The organism is Polaribacter sp. Hel_I_88, assembly GCF_000687935.1.
GTDB lineage: Bacteria > Bacteroidota > Bacteroidia > Flavobacteriales > Flavobacteriaceae > Polaribacter.
In genome coordinates, this window is record NZ_JHZZ01000001.1 from 3,830,402 (window position 1) to 3,849,126 (window position 18,725).

The 18,725-nt window shown below is 32.7% G+C and carries 8 protein-coding genes; 2 read left to right on the plus strand and 6 right to left on the minus strand.

What is annotated here, in order from left to right:
* Positions 1-22: 22 nt before the first annotated feature.
* Genes efp through P161_RS0117195 form a run of 5 tightly spaced genes read right to left on the minus strand, consistent with a single transcriptional unit; the run spans position 23 to position 5,133 of the window.
* Positions 23-589: an elongation factor P gene (efp, locus tag P161_RS0117175; RefSeq protein WP_026778123.1), complete on the minus strand. Its 567-nt coding sequence runs from the start codon at positions 587-589 to the stop codon at positions 23-25.
* Positions 590-646: 57 nt separating this feature from the next.
* Entirely contained in the window at positions 647-1,432 is a 786-nt protein-coding gene (gene lpxA, locus P161_RS0117180; protein ID WP_026778124.1) for an acyl-ACP--UDP-N-acetylglucosamine O-acyltransferase, read from the minus strand.
* Positions 1,433-1,435: 3 nt separating this feature from the next.
* Positions 1,436-2,827: a bifunctional UDP-3-O-[3-hydroxymyristoyl] N-acetylglucosamine deacetylase/3-hydroxyacyl-ACP dehydratase gene (locus P161_RS0117185; protein ID WP_026778125.1), complete on the minus strand. Its 1,392-nt coding sequence runs from the start codon at positions 2,825-2,827 to the stop codon at positions 1,436-1,438.
* Entirely contained in the window at positions 2,820-3,863 is a 1,044-nt protein-coding gene (lpxD, locus tag P161_RS0117190) for a UDP-3-O-(3-hydroxymyristoyl)glucosamine N-acyltransferase (RefSeq protein WP_026778126.1), read from the minus strand. The genes P161_RS0117185 and lpxD overlap by 8 nt, the downstream gene beginning before the upstream one ends.
* Before the next feature lie 40 nt (positions 3,864-3,903).
* On the minus strand, positions 3,904-5,133 hold the full coding sequence (locus P161_RS0117195) for an HD domain-containing protein (RefSeq protein WP_026778127.1): 1,230 nt from the start codon (positions 5,131-5,133) through the stop codon (positions 3,904-3,906).
* A 250-nt stretch (positions 5,134-5,383) separates the two neighbouring features.
* On the opposite strand from P161_RS0117195, the gene P161_RS0117200 reads away from it, so the two are divergent.
* Complete coding sequence (locus tag P161_RS0117200; protein ID WP_026778128.1) at positions 5,384-6,931, plus strand: bifunctional response regulator/alkaline phosphatase family protein; 1,548 nt, start codon at positions 5,384-5,386, stop codon at positions 6,929-6,931.
* A gap of 241 nt (positions 6,932-7,172) precedes the next feature.
* Positions 7,173-7,745, plus strand: a complete 573-nt coding sequence (locus P161_RS0117205; RefSeq protein WP_026778129.1) for a DUF1287 domain-containing protein — start codon at positions 7,173-7,175, stop codon at positions 7,743-7,745.
* A 62-nt stretch (positions 7,746-7,807) separates the two neighbouring features.
* On the opposite strand, the gene P161_RS18845 is transcribed toward P161_RS0117205, so the two are convergent.
* Positions 7,808-18,568 (minus strand): Ig-like domain-containing protein, encoded by a 10,761-nt coding sequence (locus P161_RS18845; protein WP_036841644.1) that lies wholly within the window; start codon positions 18,566-18,568, stop codon positions 7,808-7,810.
* Positions 18,569-18,725: the final 157 nt, after the last annotated feature.

Below are 18,725 nucleotides of genomic sequence, written 5' to 3' on the forward strand. Positions count from 1 at the left end.
CTGAAAACTGCCACCTATTTTCCTACTCTTTAATACGTTCTTGGTACGTTCCTTTTGCAGTTTCTATTTTAATTTTATCGCCTTCATTAATAAATAATGGGACATTTACTTCTGCACCAGTTTCTACAGTTGCTGGTTTTGTAGCATTTGTAGCTGTGTTTCCTTTAATACCAGGCTCTGTATGTGTAACTTCTAAAATAACACTTTGTGGCATTTCTACAGAAAGTGGCATATTATCTTCAGAATTGATGATAATTGTTACGATTTCGCCTTCTTTCATTAATTGTGGTGTATCTAAAGCAGCTTCTAATAATCTTATTTGACTGTAGTCAGCTTCATTCATAAAATGATAAAATTCACCATCATTGTATAAATATTGAAATTTATGAGTTTCTACTCTTACATCATCAATTTTTCTACCAGCAGGAAATGTGTTATCAATTACTTTTCCATTCGTTACACTTTTTAATTTTGTTCTTACAAATGCAGGTCCTTTTCCAGGTTTTACATGTAAAAATTCCACTATTTTATAGATATCACTATTATATCTAATACACAATCCGTTTCTAATATCTGATGTTGTTGCCATTTCTTTATATATTTAGGTTGTACTTTTGCACAAACCTTTAAGTTTAGTTTATCAATTTTAATTTACGTTAAAATATCCTTTCATAATTCCTCTATGAGAATCTTTTATGAATTGAATAATTTCATCACGTTCTGGAGTTGCTTCCATTTCTGCTTCAATAATATCGATTGCTTGTGTATAATTATAGTTTTTCTGGAATAAAATTCTATAGATATTCTGAATTTCTCTAATTTTTTCAGTTGAATATCCTCTTCTTCTTAAACCTACTGAATTAATACCAACATACGATAAAGGCTCTCTTGCAGCTTTTACGTAAGGAGGTACATCTTTACGAACCAAAGAACCACCAGTTACAAACGCGTGTTTACCTACTGATGCAAATTGATGCACAGCAACCATACCTGCTAACACAACATTATCGCCAATCGTAACATGACCTGCTAAAGTTGTATTGTTAGAGAAAATACAATTATCGCCCACGTAACAATCATGAGCAACGTGACAATAAGCCATGATTAAGCAATTATTACCAATTACTGTTTTCATTCTGTCTTTTGTACCTCTGTTGATGGTAACACACTCTCTTATAGTAACATTGTCTCCAATTTCTACAGTAGTTTCTTCATCATCAAATTTTAAATCTTGTGGAATTGCAGAAATTACTGAACCAGGAAAAATTCGACAATTTTGCCCAATGATTGCGCCTTCCATAATTGTTACATTAGACCCAATCCAAGTTCCTGAACCAATGGTTACATTATTATGAATAGTTGTAAAAGGTTCTATTACAACATTTCTTGCAATTTTTGCTTGGGGATGTACATACGCTAAAGGCTGATTCATATTTTATTTTTTTCTAGCAATTTGTGCCATTAATTCTGCTTCTGCAACTAATTTACCATTGGCATACGCATATGCTTGCATATGGCAAATTCCTCTTCTTATTGGGGTAATTAATTCTGCTTTAAAAATTAAAGTATCTCCAGGCAACACTTTTTGCTTAAATTTTACATTATCCATTTTCATGAAATATGTTAAGTAATTTTCTGGATCTGGAACAGTGCTTAATACTAAAACACCTCCACATTGTGCCATAGCTTCTACTTGTAAAACTCCTGGCATAACTGGAGATCCAGGGAAATGACCCACAAAGAAATTTTCATTCATGGTAACATTTTTCATACCCACAACATGTTTGTCTGATAGTTCTATAATTCTATCAATCATTAAAAATGGTGGTCTGTGAGGTAAAATGTCCATTATTTGATGAATATCTAATAATGGTGGTAAATTTAAATCGAAAGAAGGAACATAATTTCTCTTTTCGGTTTTAATAAGTTTCGCTAATTTTTTAGCAAACTGTGTATTTACCAAATGCCCTGGTTTATTAGCAATTACTTTTCCTCTAATTCTTGTACCAACCAAAGCTAAATCTCCAATTACATCTAGTAATTTATGACGCGCAGCTTCATTTGCCCAATGTAAAGTAAGATTGTCTAAAATACCATTTGGTTTTACAGAAATATTATCTTTTTTAAAGGCCTTTTTAAGTTTTTGCATCGTGTTTTCTGATAATTCCTTATCAACATACACAATTGCATTATTTAAATCGCCTCCTTTTATCAAATCGTTTTCTAGTAACATTTCAATTTCATGTAAAAAACTGAATGTTCTAGCGCCTGCAATTTCTTTTTTAAAATCAGCAATATGATCTAAAGTAGCATTTTGAGTTCCTAAAATTTTAGTACCAAAATCTACCATTGTTGTAACTTGATATTCGTCTGAAGGCATTAAAATAATTTCGCTTCCAGTAACATCATCCTTATAAGAAATAATTTCTTTTACAACATATTCTTCAATATCTGCATCTTGCTCTTCTATACCCGCTTTTTCTAAAGCTTCTATAAAGTATTTTGATGAACCATCCATAATTGGTGGTTCAGAAGCGTCTACTTCAATTAGTAAATTATCAATATCTAAACCAACTGCAGCAGCTAAAACGTGTTCTGATGTTTGTATTTGAACGCCGTTTTTTTCTAAATTTGTACCTCTTTGGGTAGTTACCACATATTCTGCATTTGCTTCAATGATTGGAGAGCCTTCCAAATCTATTCTCTTAAAAGCAAATCCATGATTTACTGGAGCTGGTTTCAACGTCATTGAAACCGTGTTTCCTGTATGCAAACCTACACCTGAAAGTGTAACTTCGTTTTTTATTGTTTTTTGTTTTTTACTCATTATTTCCAATTTTTTGAGCTTGTAATTCTTTCTCAATTTTACTTAATGATGATGCTATTTTAGGTAAATTTCTAAAATAAACATAGCTTTTTGTGAAATCTTGAATTTTAAAAGCAGGACTTCCGTTTAAAATTTCGTTGTTTTTTACATTCTTTGAAATACCAGCTTGCGCTAAAATTTTAACATTATCGCCAATTTTAATATGACCAACAATACCAACTTGACCACCAATCATACAGTTTTTACCTATTTTAGTGGAACCTGCAATTCCTGTTTGTGATGCTATAACCGTATTTTCGCCAATTTCTACATTGTGCGCTATTTGTATTTGATTATCTAGTTTTACACCTTTTCTAATAATAGTAGACCCTAAAGTAGCCCTATCTATGGTAGAAGCAGCTCCAATATCTACATTATCTTCTATAATTACATTACCTATTTGTGGTATTGCTGTAAATTCTCCTTTTTCATTGGGTGCAAAACCAAAACCATCAGAACCAATAATACATCCTGAATGTATTTTGCAGTTGTTACCAATTTGAGTTTCGGAATATATTTTTACACCTGAAAAAATCACACAATTATCACCAATAATTGTGTTATCTCCAATATAAGAGTTTGGATATATTTTTACATTATCACCAATTACTACATTTTCGCCTACATAAGAAAAGGCTCCTAAATATTCGTTTTCTCCAATTTTTGCTGATGCTGAAATATAATGTGGCTGTTCTCTACCTTGTTTATTATTTTTTACTTCGTTATAAAATTCTAATAATTTTGAAAAAGATTTATAAGCATCTTCTACTTTTATTAAGGTTGGTGTTACTTTTTTTTCAAGCAAAAAACTTTTATTTACAATAGCTACTGAAGCGTTTGTAGTATAAAGATATGTGTTATATTTTGGGTTCGATAAAAAAGTTAAAGAACCTTTTTCTCCTTCCTCTATTTTAGATAATTTAGAAACTTCCTCATTAGGATTTCCTTCAACTTCACCTTCTAAAATATCTGCTATTTGTTGTGCTGTAAATTTCATTAAATGCAAAAGTATAAAATTTAAAGGTATTTGGCTAATATCATTTATACTTTGGGTAACAAATAAAGTATTTTACAACTGGTTTTGTTAATGCCTGTAAATTTAATTGATCGGATGCTTTTGCAATATCTTTTAACTTTCCTTTTTTATTTAAAATAAGAATTGGCAATTCCGAATTGTAAGCTTGATTGATTATTGTTTGGGAAAACACAAAATAGCTCGTTTCTTTTGCTGATAATTTTAACTTTTTAGAGAACTTTTGAATTTTCTTTTGTACCTCAGCTTCTTCAAAATTAGTTTTCTGAATTTCGATTCTTAGCAACTCTCTATCAACAATCATTTTTGATAGTAAAGACAACACTTTATCTGTATGATTTGTCCATTCTTTAATGGCCGATAAAATATCATAATCATCTAAATTAGAAAACATCTCTAAAGTATCGTCTGTAAAATTATCCTTATTTATTTGATTGTATAAAAAGTATTTTAAAGCAGAACTTGCATATAAATCAATACCATTTTCTGCTAATTCTTTTGCTCTTTTTAAAACATTTACCAACATATTTTCTGCAACCAAACCTGTTTTATGCAAATACACTTGCCAATACATTAAACGTCTAGCGATTAAAAATTTTTCTACAGAGTAAATTCCTTTTTTTTCAATTACCAACTCGTCATCTTTAACATTCATCATAACAATTAACCTGTCTGATGAAATGTTACCTTCTGTAACACCTGTAAAAAAACTGTCTCTTTTTAAATAATCTAATCGATCTATATCTAGTTGACTAGAAATTAATTGATATAAAAATTTACGGTGATATTTCCCTTCAAAAATTGTGATGGCTAGGTCTAATTCTCCATCAAATTCTTCATTTAATTTTTTGATGAATTTTAACGAAATCTCTTCATGAGAAATGCCACTAACAATACTGTGCTCTAATGCATGAGAAAAAGCTCCATGACCAATATCGTGTAATAAAATAGCAATATATAAAGCAATTTCTTCGTCTTTAGAGATTTCAACTTGTTTAAAACGTAAAACCCTAACTGCTTTTTGCATTAAATGAATACAACCAATTGCATGCTGAAAACGTGTGTGATTTGCTCCTGGATATACCAAGTTAGAAAAGCCCATTTGTGCTATTCGTCTTAGTCTCTGAAAATAAGGATGTTCAATAAGATCAAAAATGATGGAGTTTGGAATTTGAATAAATCCATAAATAGGATCATTTAATATTTTTAACTTATTAGGCGTTTTTTTCTTCAAAATTGATACTTTTTTAAGAGGATGCAAATTACGATATAATGCTTTAAACTTGAATGTTTTGCTTATTAATATTTTTAAATGATAAAATTGCTTCTTATCAATTAAAATGAAATTTATCAAACATAAAAAGTTTTATGAAAGCAGCATTTTATAAATCCTAAAATTGGCAATATTTTATCATTATTAACATCAACAAAAAATAACAAAAGGGTATATTTAACGTTAGAAATTTAGAATTTAAAAACGAACTATGAGCAGCATACAAATATTATGGGTAGATGATGAAATTGAATTATTAAAACCTCACATTCTTTTTTTAGAACGCAAAAACTATAAAGTAACCACTTGCACAAATGGTGCTGATGCCATTGATTTGGTTGATGAACAAAATTTCGATATTGTTTTTTTAGATGAAAATATGCCAGGATTAACGGGTTTAGAAACACTATCAGAAATTAAACAAAAACAGGCAAATTTACCTGTAGTGATGATTACAAAAAGCGAGGAAGAATATATTATGGAAGAAGCCATAGGTTCTAAAATAGCAGATTATTTAATAAAACCCGTAAATCCTAGTCAGATTTTATTGAGTTTAAAGAAAAATCTAGACAACTCACGTTTGGTTTCAGAAAAAACTACATCTAGCTACCAACAAGAATTTCGTAAAATTTCTATGGATTTATCAATGGTGAATTCTTATTCAGAATGGATTGATTTATACAAAAAACTAGTTCATTGGGAATTGGAATTAGAAAACATCAGCGATCCTGGAATGTTGGGAATTTTAGAAAGTCAGAAACAAGAAGCTAATAATCAGTTTTTTAAATTCATTAAAAAGAATTACGAAGATTTTTTAACAGCTCATGACAAACCTACTTTTTCGCACACACTTTTTAAAGATTATGTAGCTCCAGAATTAAGCAAAGACCAAGGTATTTTATGGGTTGTGATTGATAACTTACGTTATGATCAATACAGAATTTTAGAACCTTTAATTAATAATTTCTATAAAAAAGATAAGGAGCATTCTTATTTCTCTATACTACCAACAGCCACTCAGTATGCTAGAAATGCAATTTTTTCTGGATTAATGCCATCAGAAATGGAAAAACGCCATCCTAATTATTGGAAAAACGATACAGATGAAGGTGGAATGAATTTGTACGAAAATGAGTTTTTAACGGCGCAAATAAAACGTTTAAGTTTAGATATTAAACATGAATATTATAAAATTACGTCTTTAAAAAGTGGAAAAGAATTAGCCGATAATTTTAACGGAACCAAGCAAAACGATTTAACTACAGTTGTCTATAATTTTGTAGATATGCTTTCACACTCTAAAACAGAAATGGAAGTAATTAAAGAATTAGCTGGCGATGATAAAGCTTACAGAAGTTTGACCTTAAGTTGGTTTAAAAACTCTCCTTTGTTTGAAATTATTCAAAAAGCGCAAAATTTAGGTCAGAAATTAATTATTACTACAGATCATGGAACCATTAATTGTAAAAATCCAACCAAAGTAATTGGCGATAAAAATATCAGCGCTAATTTACGTTACAAAACAGGTAGAAGTTTAAGTTACGAAGAGAAAGATGTCTACGCAGTCAGAAATCCAAAAGACATTTTTTTACCAACTGTAGCAATGAATAGTCCATTTATTTTTGCAAAAGAAGATTTGTTTTTCGCCTATCCAAACAACTTTAATCACTTTGTAAAATATTACAAAAACACCTATCAACATGGAGGTGTTTCTTTAGAAGAAATGATTATTCCTTGTGTTGTTTATAGTCCGAAATAAAAAAGTTGGCAGATTGCAGTAGCAGTTTTCAGTTAAGATTGCTATAATTTTAAATATAGTAATTAGAAGCTATTTCCAGCTTTCAGCACTCGCTTTTTTGACTGAAAAAGGCAAAAAGAGCTCAAACAAATATTTCAATCTGGACTAAACCTGTTTGTCAACTGAATTGTTTTATTCAAACTATTTTCATTTATAAGAGCTATATTTTCTATTGTTTCTACGTTGTTAAAATTAAAAATTAATGAAAAAACGAATTACATTTTTACTTTTCATATTTTATGTAAATTGTAGTTTTTCACAAGAAAACAAACTCTCAACTGCTGCTTTAGAATTAACAAAAGACAACGTAGTTTATGATCCAGGTTATTTTTCAATTAAATATCCAAATGGAGATGTGCCAAAAGGAAAAGGTGTTTGTACAGATGTACTAATTAGAGCTTACCGAAAATTAGGAATCGATTTGCAGAAAGAAGTTCATGAAGATATGAAAGCAAATTTTAATTTGTATCCCAAAAATTGGGGATTAACAAAACCTGATAAAAATATAGATCATAGAAGAGTGCCAAATTTAATGACGTTTTTTTCAAGAAAAGGAACTGTAAAACTAATCACTAAAAATCCTAAAGATTACATACCAGGAGATATTATTTGTTGGAATTTAGGAGGCGCCATTACCCACACAGGAATTGTTGTCAATAAAAAATCGGCAGACAACAAACGTTTTATGATCGTACATAATATTGGAGCAGGTCAAATATTAGAAGATTGCTTGTTTGATTTTAGGATCATTGGGCATTATCGATATTTGAATTAAAAAAGTGGAAATCATTACTGTTTTCCACTTTCTTTAATTGATTATTTTTAAAAGAACTATGATTATTTAAAAACAATCTTCTTGAAACCATAATTTGTCTCTTTAGAATAAACTTTTAAAAATATAATACCTGCTTTTACATTCAAATTTAAGTCAATTACATTTTTCCCTATTGATAATTGATATTGATTTCTATAAACAACTTTACCAGTTACATCAAAAAGCAGCGTAGAAACTTGTTCATTTTTATCACTAAAAACGGATATATTAATATCACCTTTTGATGGATTTGGAAATACTGCAAATTCCTTATTGAAAGATGAAGAACCTCTACCTCCTTCTTCTTGTGATTTAGTAAGTGTAATTGTAACAATTACCTCTGCCTGAGATGCATCTCCTGTTTTGTCTGTAATCCTATATCTAAACTTGTCTATTCCAGTAAAGCCTGTTTTTGGAGTATATTCAATAGTATTGCCAACGATTACAATATCACCACCTTTATCAGTTTGAGCTCCAAATAGCGATATTGGGTTATGAGCTTCTATAGGACCATCTGATCCAAAACTGTCTGCTCCAGAACCATTGTCATCTAAAATATTAATAACATTATTGGTACTATTTAAAAGTACTGAAACTGCATCATCTTGAGCAGATGGAGTATCACCTGTATTAGCATCATCTACTGTTACTGTAACTATAGCTGTAGCAGTATCTCCACTTGCATCTGTAATGATATAATCAAATGTATCTGTTCCATCAAAGCCTGCTAGTGGTGTGTAATCTACCTTCCCTGCATTCACAACTATAGTTCCTCCTGCTGTGCTTGTCGCTGATGGCAGTGTTATTGGTGTTGCCCCTGCTCCATCTAAACCAAAGCTATCATTGGCCAATACATCTATAGGTGTTGCTCCACTATCTTGAGCAACTGTTACTGCATCTGCAACTGCTGTTGGCGTTGCTTGCTCTGTTACTGTTACAGTTACCTGTGCTATTGCTGTTGCTCCTGTTGCATCGTGAATCATATAATAAAAATGGTCTACTCCTACATATCCTGTGTTTGGTGTGTATTCAATCACATCGTCTAATGGGCTTGGTGTACCATTGGTAACTATGGAAATAGTACCTTGCTCACTATTTCCTGATAAGTTTCCATCTATCAAAGTCAATCCATCGTCAAGCGCTCCTTGTGCACCAAAACTATCTGCTCCTGAACCATTATCTGCGAATACATTTAATGAGGTTGTGCTGTTTTGTACTACACTGATAGCATCTGCCTTTGCTGTAAATACACTAGCAGCGACAACTGTGGCTTCTACTACCACTTTTACTGTGGCTGATGTTGTATCTCCACTTCCATCTTCAATGGTATACTCAAAAGTATCTGTTCCTGAAAAACCTGCTAATGGTGTGTAAGCTACTTTACCTGCATTCACTACAATAGTACCTCCTGCTGTACTTGTTGCTAACGCAAGAGTTAAAGGTGTAGCTCCTTGCCCATCTGCTCCAAAACTGTCATTGGCTAACACATCTATTGGTGTTGCTCCACTATCTTGGGCTACTGTGGCTGCGTCTGCTACTGCTGTTGGCGTGGTAATTTCTCCTACTGTTACTGTTACTATTGCTCTATCTGCATCTCCTGTGGTATCTGTAATCGTATAGCTAAAAGTATCGACTCCTACAAAACCTATTCTTGGTGTATAGTTCACCACTTCGCCTACTAATACTAACTTCGCTCCATGATCTGTATAAAATTGTGATAATGCTATTGGATGATTTGTATTTGGACCATCTGATCCGTAATCATCGGCTCCTGAACCATTATTTAATAAGATACTTATTGGGTTGTCTATCGAATTTTGAATTACAGTTACTGCATCGTTTTGTGCTGTTGGTGCATCATTGGAGTTCACTAGACCCACAGTTACAGTTACTGTAGCTGTTGATACATCTCCTGTTGCATCTTCAATGGTATACTCAAAAGTATCTGTTCCAGAAAAACCTCCTAGTGGTGAGTAAGCTACTTTACCTGCATTCACGACAATAGTTCCTCCTTGGTCACTTACAGCTAATGGTAAGGTTAATGGAATAGCTCCAGGACCATCTGAGCCAAAACTGTCATTGGCTAACACATCTATTGGTGTTGCTCCACTGTCTTGTAACACACTTACTCCATCTGCTGTAGCTGTTGGTGTATCAATCTCTGTAACTGTTATTGTTACAATCGAGATTGAGGTATCTCCTGAAGTATCAGTGATCATATACCTAAAGATATCTGAACCTATAAATCCTGATTTTGGTGTGTATAAAATCTCATCATCTAAGGGACTGGCTGTTCCTTTGTCGTCTACACTAACCGTTCCTCCTAAATCACTTGGACCTGATATCTGCCCATTTGGTAAGGTTAACCCATTGTCAATAGCGCCATCTGAACCAAAATCATCATTATCAATAACATCAATGACATTATCTGTGCTGTTTTGAGCAAAAATTGCTGTGTCTGGTTGAGAAGTTGGAATTGCTAAAGTATTTACAGCAGCATTTACAGTTACGGTTACGTTGGCTGTTGATTCATTGCCACTTGAATCGGTAATAACATACTCAAAAACATCTATTCCTGTAAAAGTGACAGCTGGTGAATATAAAATTACATCATCAGAATATTCAGAGGCAGTTCCATTATCGCCTACAAATAAAACTCCTCCGTTTGCAGTTGTACTTGCAATACTTCCGTTGGTGAATTTTAAAGGAACTACAGAACCAATTCCATTAGAACCATAATCGTCGTTGTTTAACACTGGAATGCTATTGTTGGCTGAGTTTTGTTGAATGCTAATTGCGTCGGCTGCAGCTGAAATAGTATTTACTTGAATTGCACTTACTGAACCTTGTAAACTACTTTCTACTGCAATTCCAAAATCGGATCCGTCATTAGGAGTTACTTCAAAACTTATGTATTTTCCAATATCTGCATTTGTTAATGTGTACGTTGTATTGGTTGATCCATTTATGGCTGACTTGTTTAAACCTGCATTATCATCTGACGCATACCATTTGTAGGTGGAACCATTTTCTGGATTAGTATCTGCATCTGTATAATCGTATGTTGCTGATAATTCTTGGCCTACTTCTAGAATTCCTGAAAAAGTTACGTTGGTTGCTATTGGTAATGTGTTATTTTCTATTTTAAAAAAATATGTTGCACCAGAATAATCTCCAATATCGTCATCTCCAAAAGCACCAATTACAGAAAAGTTTCCATGTATTGCAACGCTTCTTCCAAAACCATCAAGTATTCCTTGGTCATAAGCTATAAGCTTAGACTCCTCTATCCAAGTACCATTTGAAAGTTTAAAAATATATGATGATTCACTTGATAATGTACCTACCACAATTTGACGTTCATCAATAGCAACAGAAACTCCAAAACCATCAGACTCTGATGCATCAGAAGCTGTTAATTTACTTTCTAAAATCCAATTTATTCCTGAACGTTTAAAAAGGTAGGCTGCTCCAGAACCATGGGCTATTTCATCATCAGCCCAAGAACCCACAAGAGCATAATCCCCATGTATACTAACTGAATTACCAAATAAATCGCCTTCAGCTCCATTAGAAGCTAAAAGTTTAGCTTCTTGAGACCAATTTGTTCCTGAGCGTTTAAATATATATGCAGAACCTGATTGAGCACCATTATCATCGTCAAACCTTGCACCTACTATAGCATAGCTACCTTCTATTGAAACAGACAATCCAAATATATCATCTACATCTCCATCACTACTAATTAATTTTGTTTCTTGAGACCAAGTTGATCCTGTGCGTTTAAAGATATAAGCTGCACCTGCATTACTTCCATTATCATCATCATATAATGCACCAACAACAACATACTCACCATTGATATCCACAGAAATACCAAACCGATCACTAATACCTCCATCAGAAGCCAATAACTTTGCTTCTTGTACCCAAGTATTTCCTGTTCTTTTAAAAACATAAGCAGCTCCGGCTTCATATCCATTTTCATGATTATAATGTGCCCCAACAACTGCATAATCTCCGAAAATAGCTACACTTCCTCCAAAAAGTTGGTTTGCCGCACCATCTGAAGCTGTTAATTTAGTTTCTTCAATCCAATTTTCACCTGAACGTTTATAAATATACGCAGCTCCTTTATTGGATAAATCGCCATAAGCACCTACAATTGCATAATCGCCATAAATGGCAACATCGCCACCAAAGTAGGCTCTTTCTGTACCATCTGAAGCAATAACTTTAATAGTTCCATTTGTATTAACTTCATTGACAGGACCTTGCAAAGCACTCTCTACAGTATCACCAAAAGAATACCCATCATTTGGGGTGACTTGAAAGCTGATGTATTTATTTTCATCATCTGAGGTTAATATATACGCTGCATTGGTTGCATTCGGGATGGCGATTTTGTTTGTACCATTTATATCATCCGATCGAAACCATTGAAATGTTGACCCGTTTTCTGCATCATTGTCTGAATCTGAATAAGCGTAAGTTGCTGTTAGTTCTTGGCCGGTTTCTAAAGTTCCTGAAAAAGTTACATTTGTTGCTGTTGGGTTTTCATTGAATATTTTAACAGTAGGTTTACTGCCATTTATAGTTTCAGTAAATGCAAAAAACAATTTATTATTTGGTGATAAAGATAATTTTTGCCATGAAGTTTGATTATTAGAAAAAGTTTGATCACCTAAAAATTTCCATTCATTATTATTATATTTCATAACTGAAGACTTACTGTTGGATCTCAAAGAAGCATCAAATGAAGAACATAAGTCACAGAAAGAAATTATAGGATTGTTATCATTATCAATAATAATATCTACAAAACCAACAAAACCGTTAGGACTAGGAGAACCAATGTTATTCCAGTTAACACCGTCAAATGACATAATAGTCGCTTTCTCTAAATTACTATAATCTCTAAAAATCACATAAGGTTTATCGTTATTATCCAATGCAAGTGCTGTATTTAAAACTTGACCTGAGGAGAAACCTGCATTTCCAACAAATTCCCAATTTGCTCCATTATATTTCATTACAGAAATTCTATCTGAAACACCATGATCAGGAAAAGATACAATAGGAATATTACTACTATCTATCTTAAAATCAATATGAGAGACATTATCTGTTGTAAAAGCCTTTACTCCTAAAACTTCCCAGTTATTCCCATTAAACTTCATTACTGTAAGTCCTTGATTAGCTGGTGCTAAATCAGAAAAAACAACATACGGGTTATTATCATTATCAAATTCCATTTTGAAGTATGAAGCTCCACCATCAGAAAAATTTGGAATCCCCACATTCACCCAGTTCTGACCATCAAATTTTAAAACGTTTCCCTTATTTGTGATACCATCTAAATAAGCAACATAAGGAACATTATTATTATCCAATTTTAAAGTTAAATGAGTAACAGTGTTGATTGTAAAACCTTTCATACCAACATACTCCCAATTTATACCATCAAATTGCATTACGCTAGCTTTTGATGAATTAGCATCGTCTCTAAATGCAACAAAAGGAGTTTCATCTGAACCTATTTCTAAATTCAATAATTGTGAAACGCCATCGGAAAACCCAGCAACACCAACTGTTTGCCAGTTACCAGTAATCTGTGGAATTATAATTGCTTGAATTGGTCCTTGCAAAGCACTTTCCTCTGCATCACCAAAAGAATACCCATCTCTTGGTGTTACTTGAAAACTGATGTATTTGTTTTCATCATCTGAAGTTAATGTATAGGTTGTATTTGTGGCATTTGGGATGGCTATTTTGTTTGTGCCATTGGCATCCTCTGAACGAAACCATTGGTAGGTTGAGCCGTTTTCGGTGTCATTATCAGAATCGGAATAGGTGTAGGTTGCTGTTAGTTCTTCGCCTAATTCTAACGTTCCTGTGAAAGAAACGTTTGTAGCACTTGGGTTTTCATTGAATATTTTTACTGTTGTTTTATTAAAGTTTTGGAAATATTGGTCTTGATACCCTATATAAAGTTTATCTAAATTATTTATTGCTAAACTCACATAAGATGAACCTCCATCAGAACCACCATTAGAACCAACATTAAACCAGTTGGTTCCATCATATTTCAACACTCTTGTTTTAAAAGAATTAGTACCATCAGCATAAGCAACATAAACATTATCATTGCTGTCAATAACTAAGCTTTGAAAATCTGCACGACCTTGAGATACACCTTTAACTCCTAAAGGCACCCAGTTATTTCCATCAAATTTCATTACAGCTGTCTTTAAAGACAATCCTTCATCCCTATACGCAACATATGGAGTATTATTACTATCAATGGCTAGACTCTGAAAATTAGTGGTACCATCAGAAAAACCTTTATTTCCAACCACAACCCAATTAGCACCATTATAGGTCATTACTGTGGTTTTAGAGTCATTTGCACTATCTCTATATGCTACTATTGGGGTATTATTATTATCTATAGCCAAACTAATATCACTTGCACTACCTTCAGAAAACCCTTTTATTCCTAATGGTTCCCAAGAGGTTCCATTAAACTTCATTACAGTTGTTTTGCTACCATTAGCACTATCTCTATAAGCAACATATGGAATATTGTTATTATCAAAAGCTAAGCTGTTAGCAAAAGCTTTACCATCAGTAAACCCTTTAATACCAACCACAACCCAATCTGTTCCATTAAATTTCATTACTGTCATTTTAGAACCATTCGCTTCATCTTTATAAGCAATAAAAGGAATATTATCATTACTGATTACTAAATCGGGGTGAGTTATTGCACCATCTGAAAAACCTAAATTACCTAATGGTATCCAGCTTGAATCATCAAATTTCATAACTGATATTTTCTGTAAATTAGCATCATCTCGAAATGCAATAAATGATGTGTTATTATGATCTATTGCTAAACTTTGATAATAAGCATTATCAGCTGAAAACCCTCCAACACCAACAGTTTGCCAATTGCCAGGAATTATTTGAGGAACTAAAATTGATTGAATTGGGCCTTGCAAAGCACTTTCAACTGCATCTCCAGAAGAATACCCATCATTTGGGGTGACTTGAAAGCTGATGTATTTGTTTTCATCATCTGAAGTTAATGTATAGGTTGTATTTGTAGCATTTGGGATGGCTATTTTGTTGGTGCCATTGGCATCCTCTGAACGAAACCATTGGTAGGTTGAGCCGTTTTCGGTGTCATTATCTGTATCTGAATAGGTGTAGGTTGCTGTTAGTTCTTCGCCTATTTGAAGCGTTCCTGTAACAGATATGTTTGTAGCTACTGGTATTTCATTTATTACTTTAACAGTAGTTTTAGAAGCATTTGAACCATCTGAATACACCATGAATATCTTGTTATTTTGGTCAAAATCGATGTCAACTTTTCTATTAACTCCATTTAAAAATCTTTCATCGCCTACAAAGCCCCATTGATTGTTGGTAAATTTCATTACCGTAGTTTTACTTGTTGGGTTATCATAACCTTCAGAAAAACCAACATAAGGAACATCATTATTATCAAAAACTAAAGTTGGGTCTCTTGTATCTTCTAATGAAAAACCTCGTTCTCCTACAAGATTCCAATCTGTACCATTAAAAGTTTTTACTGTTGTTCTAAATGATTGCTTCACATCTGTATAAACTACATATGGTGTATTATTTGCATTAAAAGCTATCTTAGGGTAAAAAATTTGATCTTCTGAAAAACCAGGACTTCCCACATATACCCAATTATTTCCATCAAACTTCATCACAGAAGCATCATTGCCTTGGCTACCATCTGCAATAACTATATGAAGAACATCAGTAACATCTACCCCAATACTAATATCATAAATTGAGCTTATTGTAAAACCATCTGTACCCACATTTTGCCAATTTTGACCATCAAACTTTAAAACACCTGCTTTAAATGAATTGGCTTCGTTACGATAAGCTAAATAAGGTACATTATTACTATCAAAATCTATACTTTGAGCACTAATTCTTGCATTTAAAAAACTTAAATCTCCAACTTCTTCCCAATTATTGTTTTCTAATTTATAGACTGCTATCCTATCAATATTTGACTGAGTTTTTTGCAAAGCTATGTATGGCACCCCAAAATTATCTATAGATAAAGATATTTTTTTAACAACAACTTCTGGTATTTGACTATTACCAACATTAACCCAGTTATTATTTTCAAACTTCTTTAAGGCTATTTTTCCCTGATTAGATTGCTCTAAAAAAGCAACATAAGGTGTGCCATTAGAATCTAAGGTTATTTGATGAAGGTCTGTGTTATTCTCTGAAAAACTTTCATTACCAATTGTTTGCCAACTACCTCCTAGGTTTGGTACTATAGAAATGTCTTTAACTGGTCCTTTATTACTCGTTGACCTAGTAACGCCTGAAGAAATACCATCGCTTGGAGTTACTTCAAAACTTAAATATTTCCCTACATCATCGTTAGTTAGTGTATAATTTTGATTAGTTGCACCAACAATTAAAGTTCTATTTACATCTACAAAAGCTCCTTCGTATTGATCTGAACGATACCATTGTATGGTAGTACCGTTTTCTGGATCGTTTTCTGTATCTTGATATGTATAAAAAGCTGTTATTTCTTCCCCTTGTTTTAATGTACCGTCAATTCTAATCGTTCCAATTGTTGGTGCAGTATTTACAAATATGGCTTGAATTGGCCCTTGCAAAGCACTTTCAACTGAACTTCCAAAATCAGTTCCGTCATTTGGAGTTACCTCAAAACTGATAAACTTACCAATATCTGCATTTGTTAACGTATAATTTTGATTAGTTGCTCCATTTATTGCAGCTTTGTTTAAACCAGCATTATCATCTGAAACATACCATTTGTATGCTGAACCACTTTCTGTATCACTATTTGCATCAGAATAATCATATGTTCCAGATAATAGTTGTGCTTCCTCTAAAGTCCCTGTAAATGTAACATTTGTTGCTGTTGGAACATTATTTACAAATATGGCTTGTATTGGTCCTTGCAAAGCACTTTCTACAGCAATCCCAAAATCAGTTCCATCATTTGGGGTGACTTCAAAACTAATATATTTGCCAACATCTACATTTGTTAATGTATACGTTGTATTGGTTGCTCCATTAATTGCTATTTTATTCAAACCTGCATTATCATCTGAAACATACCACTGATAAGTTGAACCACTTTCTGCATCACTATTTGCATCAGAATAAGTATACGTTGCTGATAATTGTTGTGCTTCTTCTAAAGTTCCTGTAAAAGTTACGTTTGTTGCTGTTGGTGCAGTGTTTACAAATACAGCTTGAATTGGCCCTTGCAAAGCACTTTCAGCTGCAAACCCAAAATCAGTTCCGTCATTTGGGGTGACTTCAAAACTTATATACTTGCCAATATCTGTATTTGTTAATGTATAAGTTGTATTGGTTGCTCCATTAATTGCTGTTTTATTTAAACCTGCATTGTCATCTGAAACATACCATTTGTATGTTGAGCCACTTTCTGTATCATTATTTACATCAGCATAATCATAAGTTGCAGATAATAGTTGCCCTTCTTCTAAAGTTCCAGCAAAAGTTACGTTGGTTGTTGTTGGTGGTGTATTTCCTAACTCGTAAAAATATGCAGAACCTGAATTTGAACCATTGTCATCATCAAAATCAGCACCTATTATGACTTTGTTTCCACTAATTCCTACTGAATTACCAAAATTGTCGGACCAAGTACCATCAGAAGCAGTTAATTTTATTTCTTGGGTCCAAACATTATTTACTAAACTATAAATATAAGCAGCACCAAAATTACTTGAGTATTTAGCACCTACAATGGCATTGCCGGCAATAATTCCAACTGATAGGCCAAAATAATGACCAACATTGCCATCTGAAGCTGTTAGTTTTGCTTCTTGAGACCATGTATTATTTGTAAAACTAAAAATATAAGCTGACCCTGAATTAGAACCATTATCATCATCTCCATAAGCACCAATAATGGCATTATCATCACTTATAGCAACTGATTCACCAAAACCGTCAGCAGTAGCTCCATCTGAAGCTATTAGTTTTGCTTCTTGAGTCCAAATATTATTTACAAAATTAAAAATATAAGCAGAACCAATGTTATCATCATTGTCAGAACCTATAATTGCTTTGTCCCCACTAATTGCCACTGAAAAACCAAAACGGTTATTAGCAGCTGCATCTGAAGCTATTAACTTTTGTTCTACTGACCAAATATTACCATCAAAATTATAAATATAGGCAGAACCTGAATCTGGGGTAAAGTTATCTTTATTATCTGCAAATGCACTAATAATTGCCTTGTCTCCACTAATTGCCACTGAAAAACCAAAACGGTCACCACTAGATGGATTTGATGCTTTTATTTTTTGCTCTTCTGACCAAATGTTGCCATCAAAATTAAAAATATAAGCAGAACCGGAGTTTGCAAGATTATTAAGATCTCCATGTGCACTAACAATAGCTTTGTCTCCACTAATGCCCACTGATTGACCAAAAAAATCATTAGCAGCTCCATCTGAAGCTGTTAATTTTGCTTCTTGAGTCCAAATATTATTTGAAAAACTAAAAATATAAACTGATCCTGAATTAGAACCATTATCATCATCTAGATAAGAACCAACAATAGCTTTGTTTCCATCTATAGCAACTGAAAAACCAAATTGATCTTGAGAAGCACCATCTGAAGCTGTTGCTTTTATAATTTCATTCCAGTTTTGTGCAGAAAAATTTAATGTAAAAATGATAAATAATAAAAAGGGTAGTCTTGTTTTCATAACAAATATTTTTTAAAGGGTTAAATTTCCAAAAATGGGTATTAATACAAAATAAATCAATACCTATAAGTAGGTAATATCTTAGCTAACAAAAGTACTTTAGCATAACTCAAAAAAAAATACCCCAAAAAGGGTATTTTTTAGATAGAAAATATTA

What these genes read in the sequence shown, in the direction of transcription:
- efp (WP_026778123.1), bottom strand. Translation starts at nt 589, where the DNA reads ATGGCAACAACATCAGATATTAGAAACGGATTGTGTATTAGATATAAT.
- lpxA (WP_026778124.1), bottom strand. Translation starts at nt 1,432, where the DNA reads ATGAATCAGCCTTTAGCGTATGTACATCCCCAAGCAAAAATTGCAAGA.
- P161_RS0117185 (WP_026778125.1), bottom strand. Translation starts at nt 2,827, where the DNA reads ATGAGTAAAAAACAAAAAACAATAAAAAACGAAGTTACACTTTCAGGT.
- lpxD (WP_026778126.1), bottom strand. Translation starts at nt 3,863, where the DNA reads ATGAAATTTACAGCACAACAAATAGCAGATATTTTAGAAGGTGAAGTT.
- P161_RS0117200 (WP_026778128.1), top strand. Translation starts at nt 5,384, where the DNA reads ATGAGCAGCATACAAATATTATGGGTAGATGATGAAATTGAATTATTA.
- P161_RS0117205 (WP_026778129.1), top strand. Translation starts at nt 7,173, where the DNA reads ATGAAAAAACGAATTACATTTTTACTTTTCATATTTTATGTAAATTGT.
- P161_RS18845 (WP_036841644.1), bottom strand. Translation starts at nt 18,568, where the DNA reads ATGAAAACAAGACTACCCTTTTTATTATTTATCATTTTTACATTAAAT.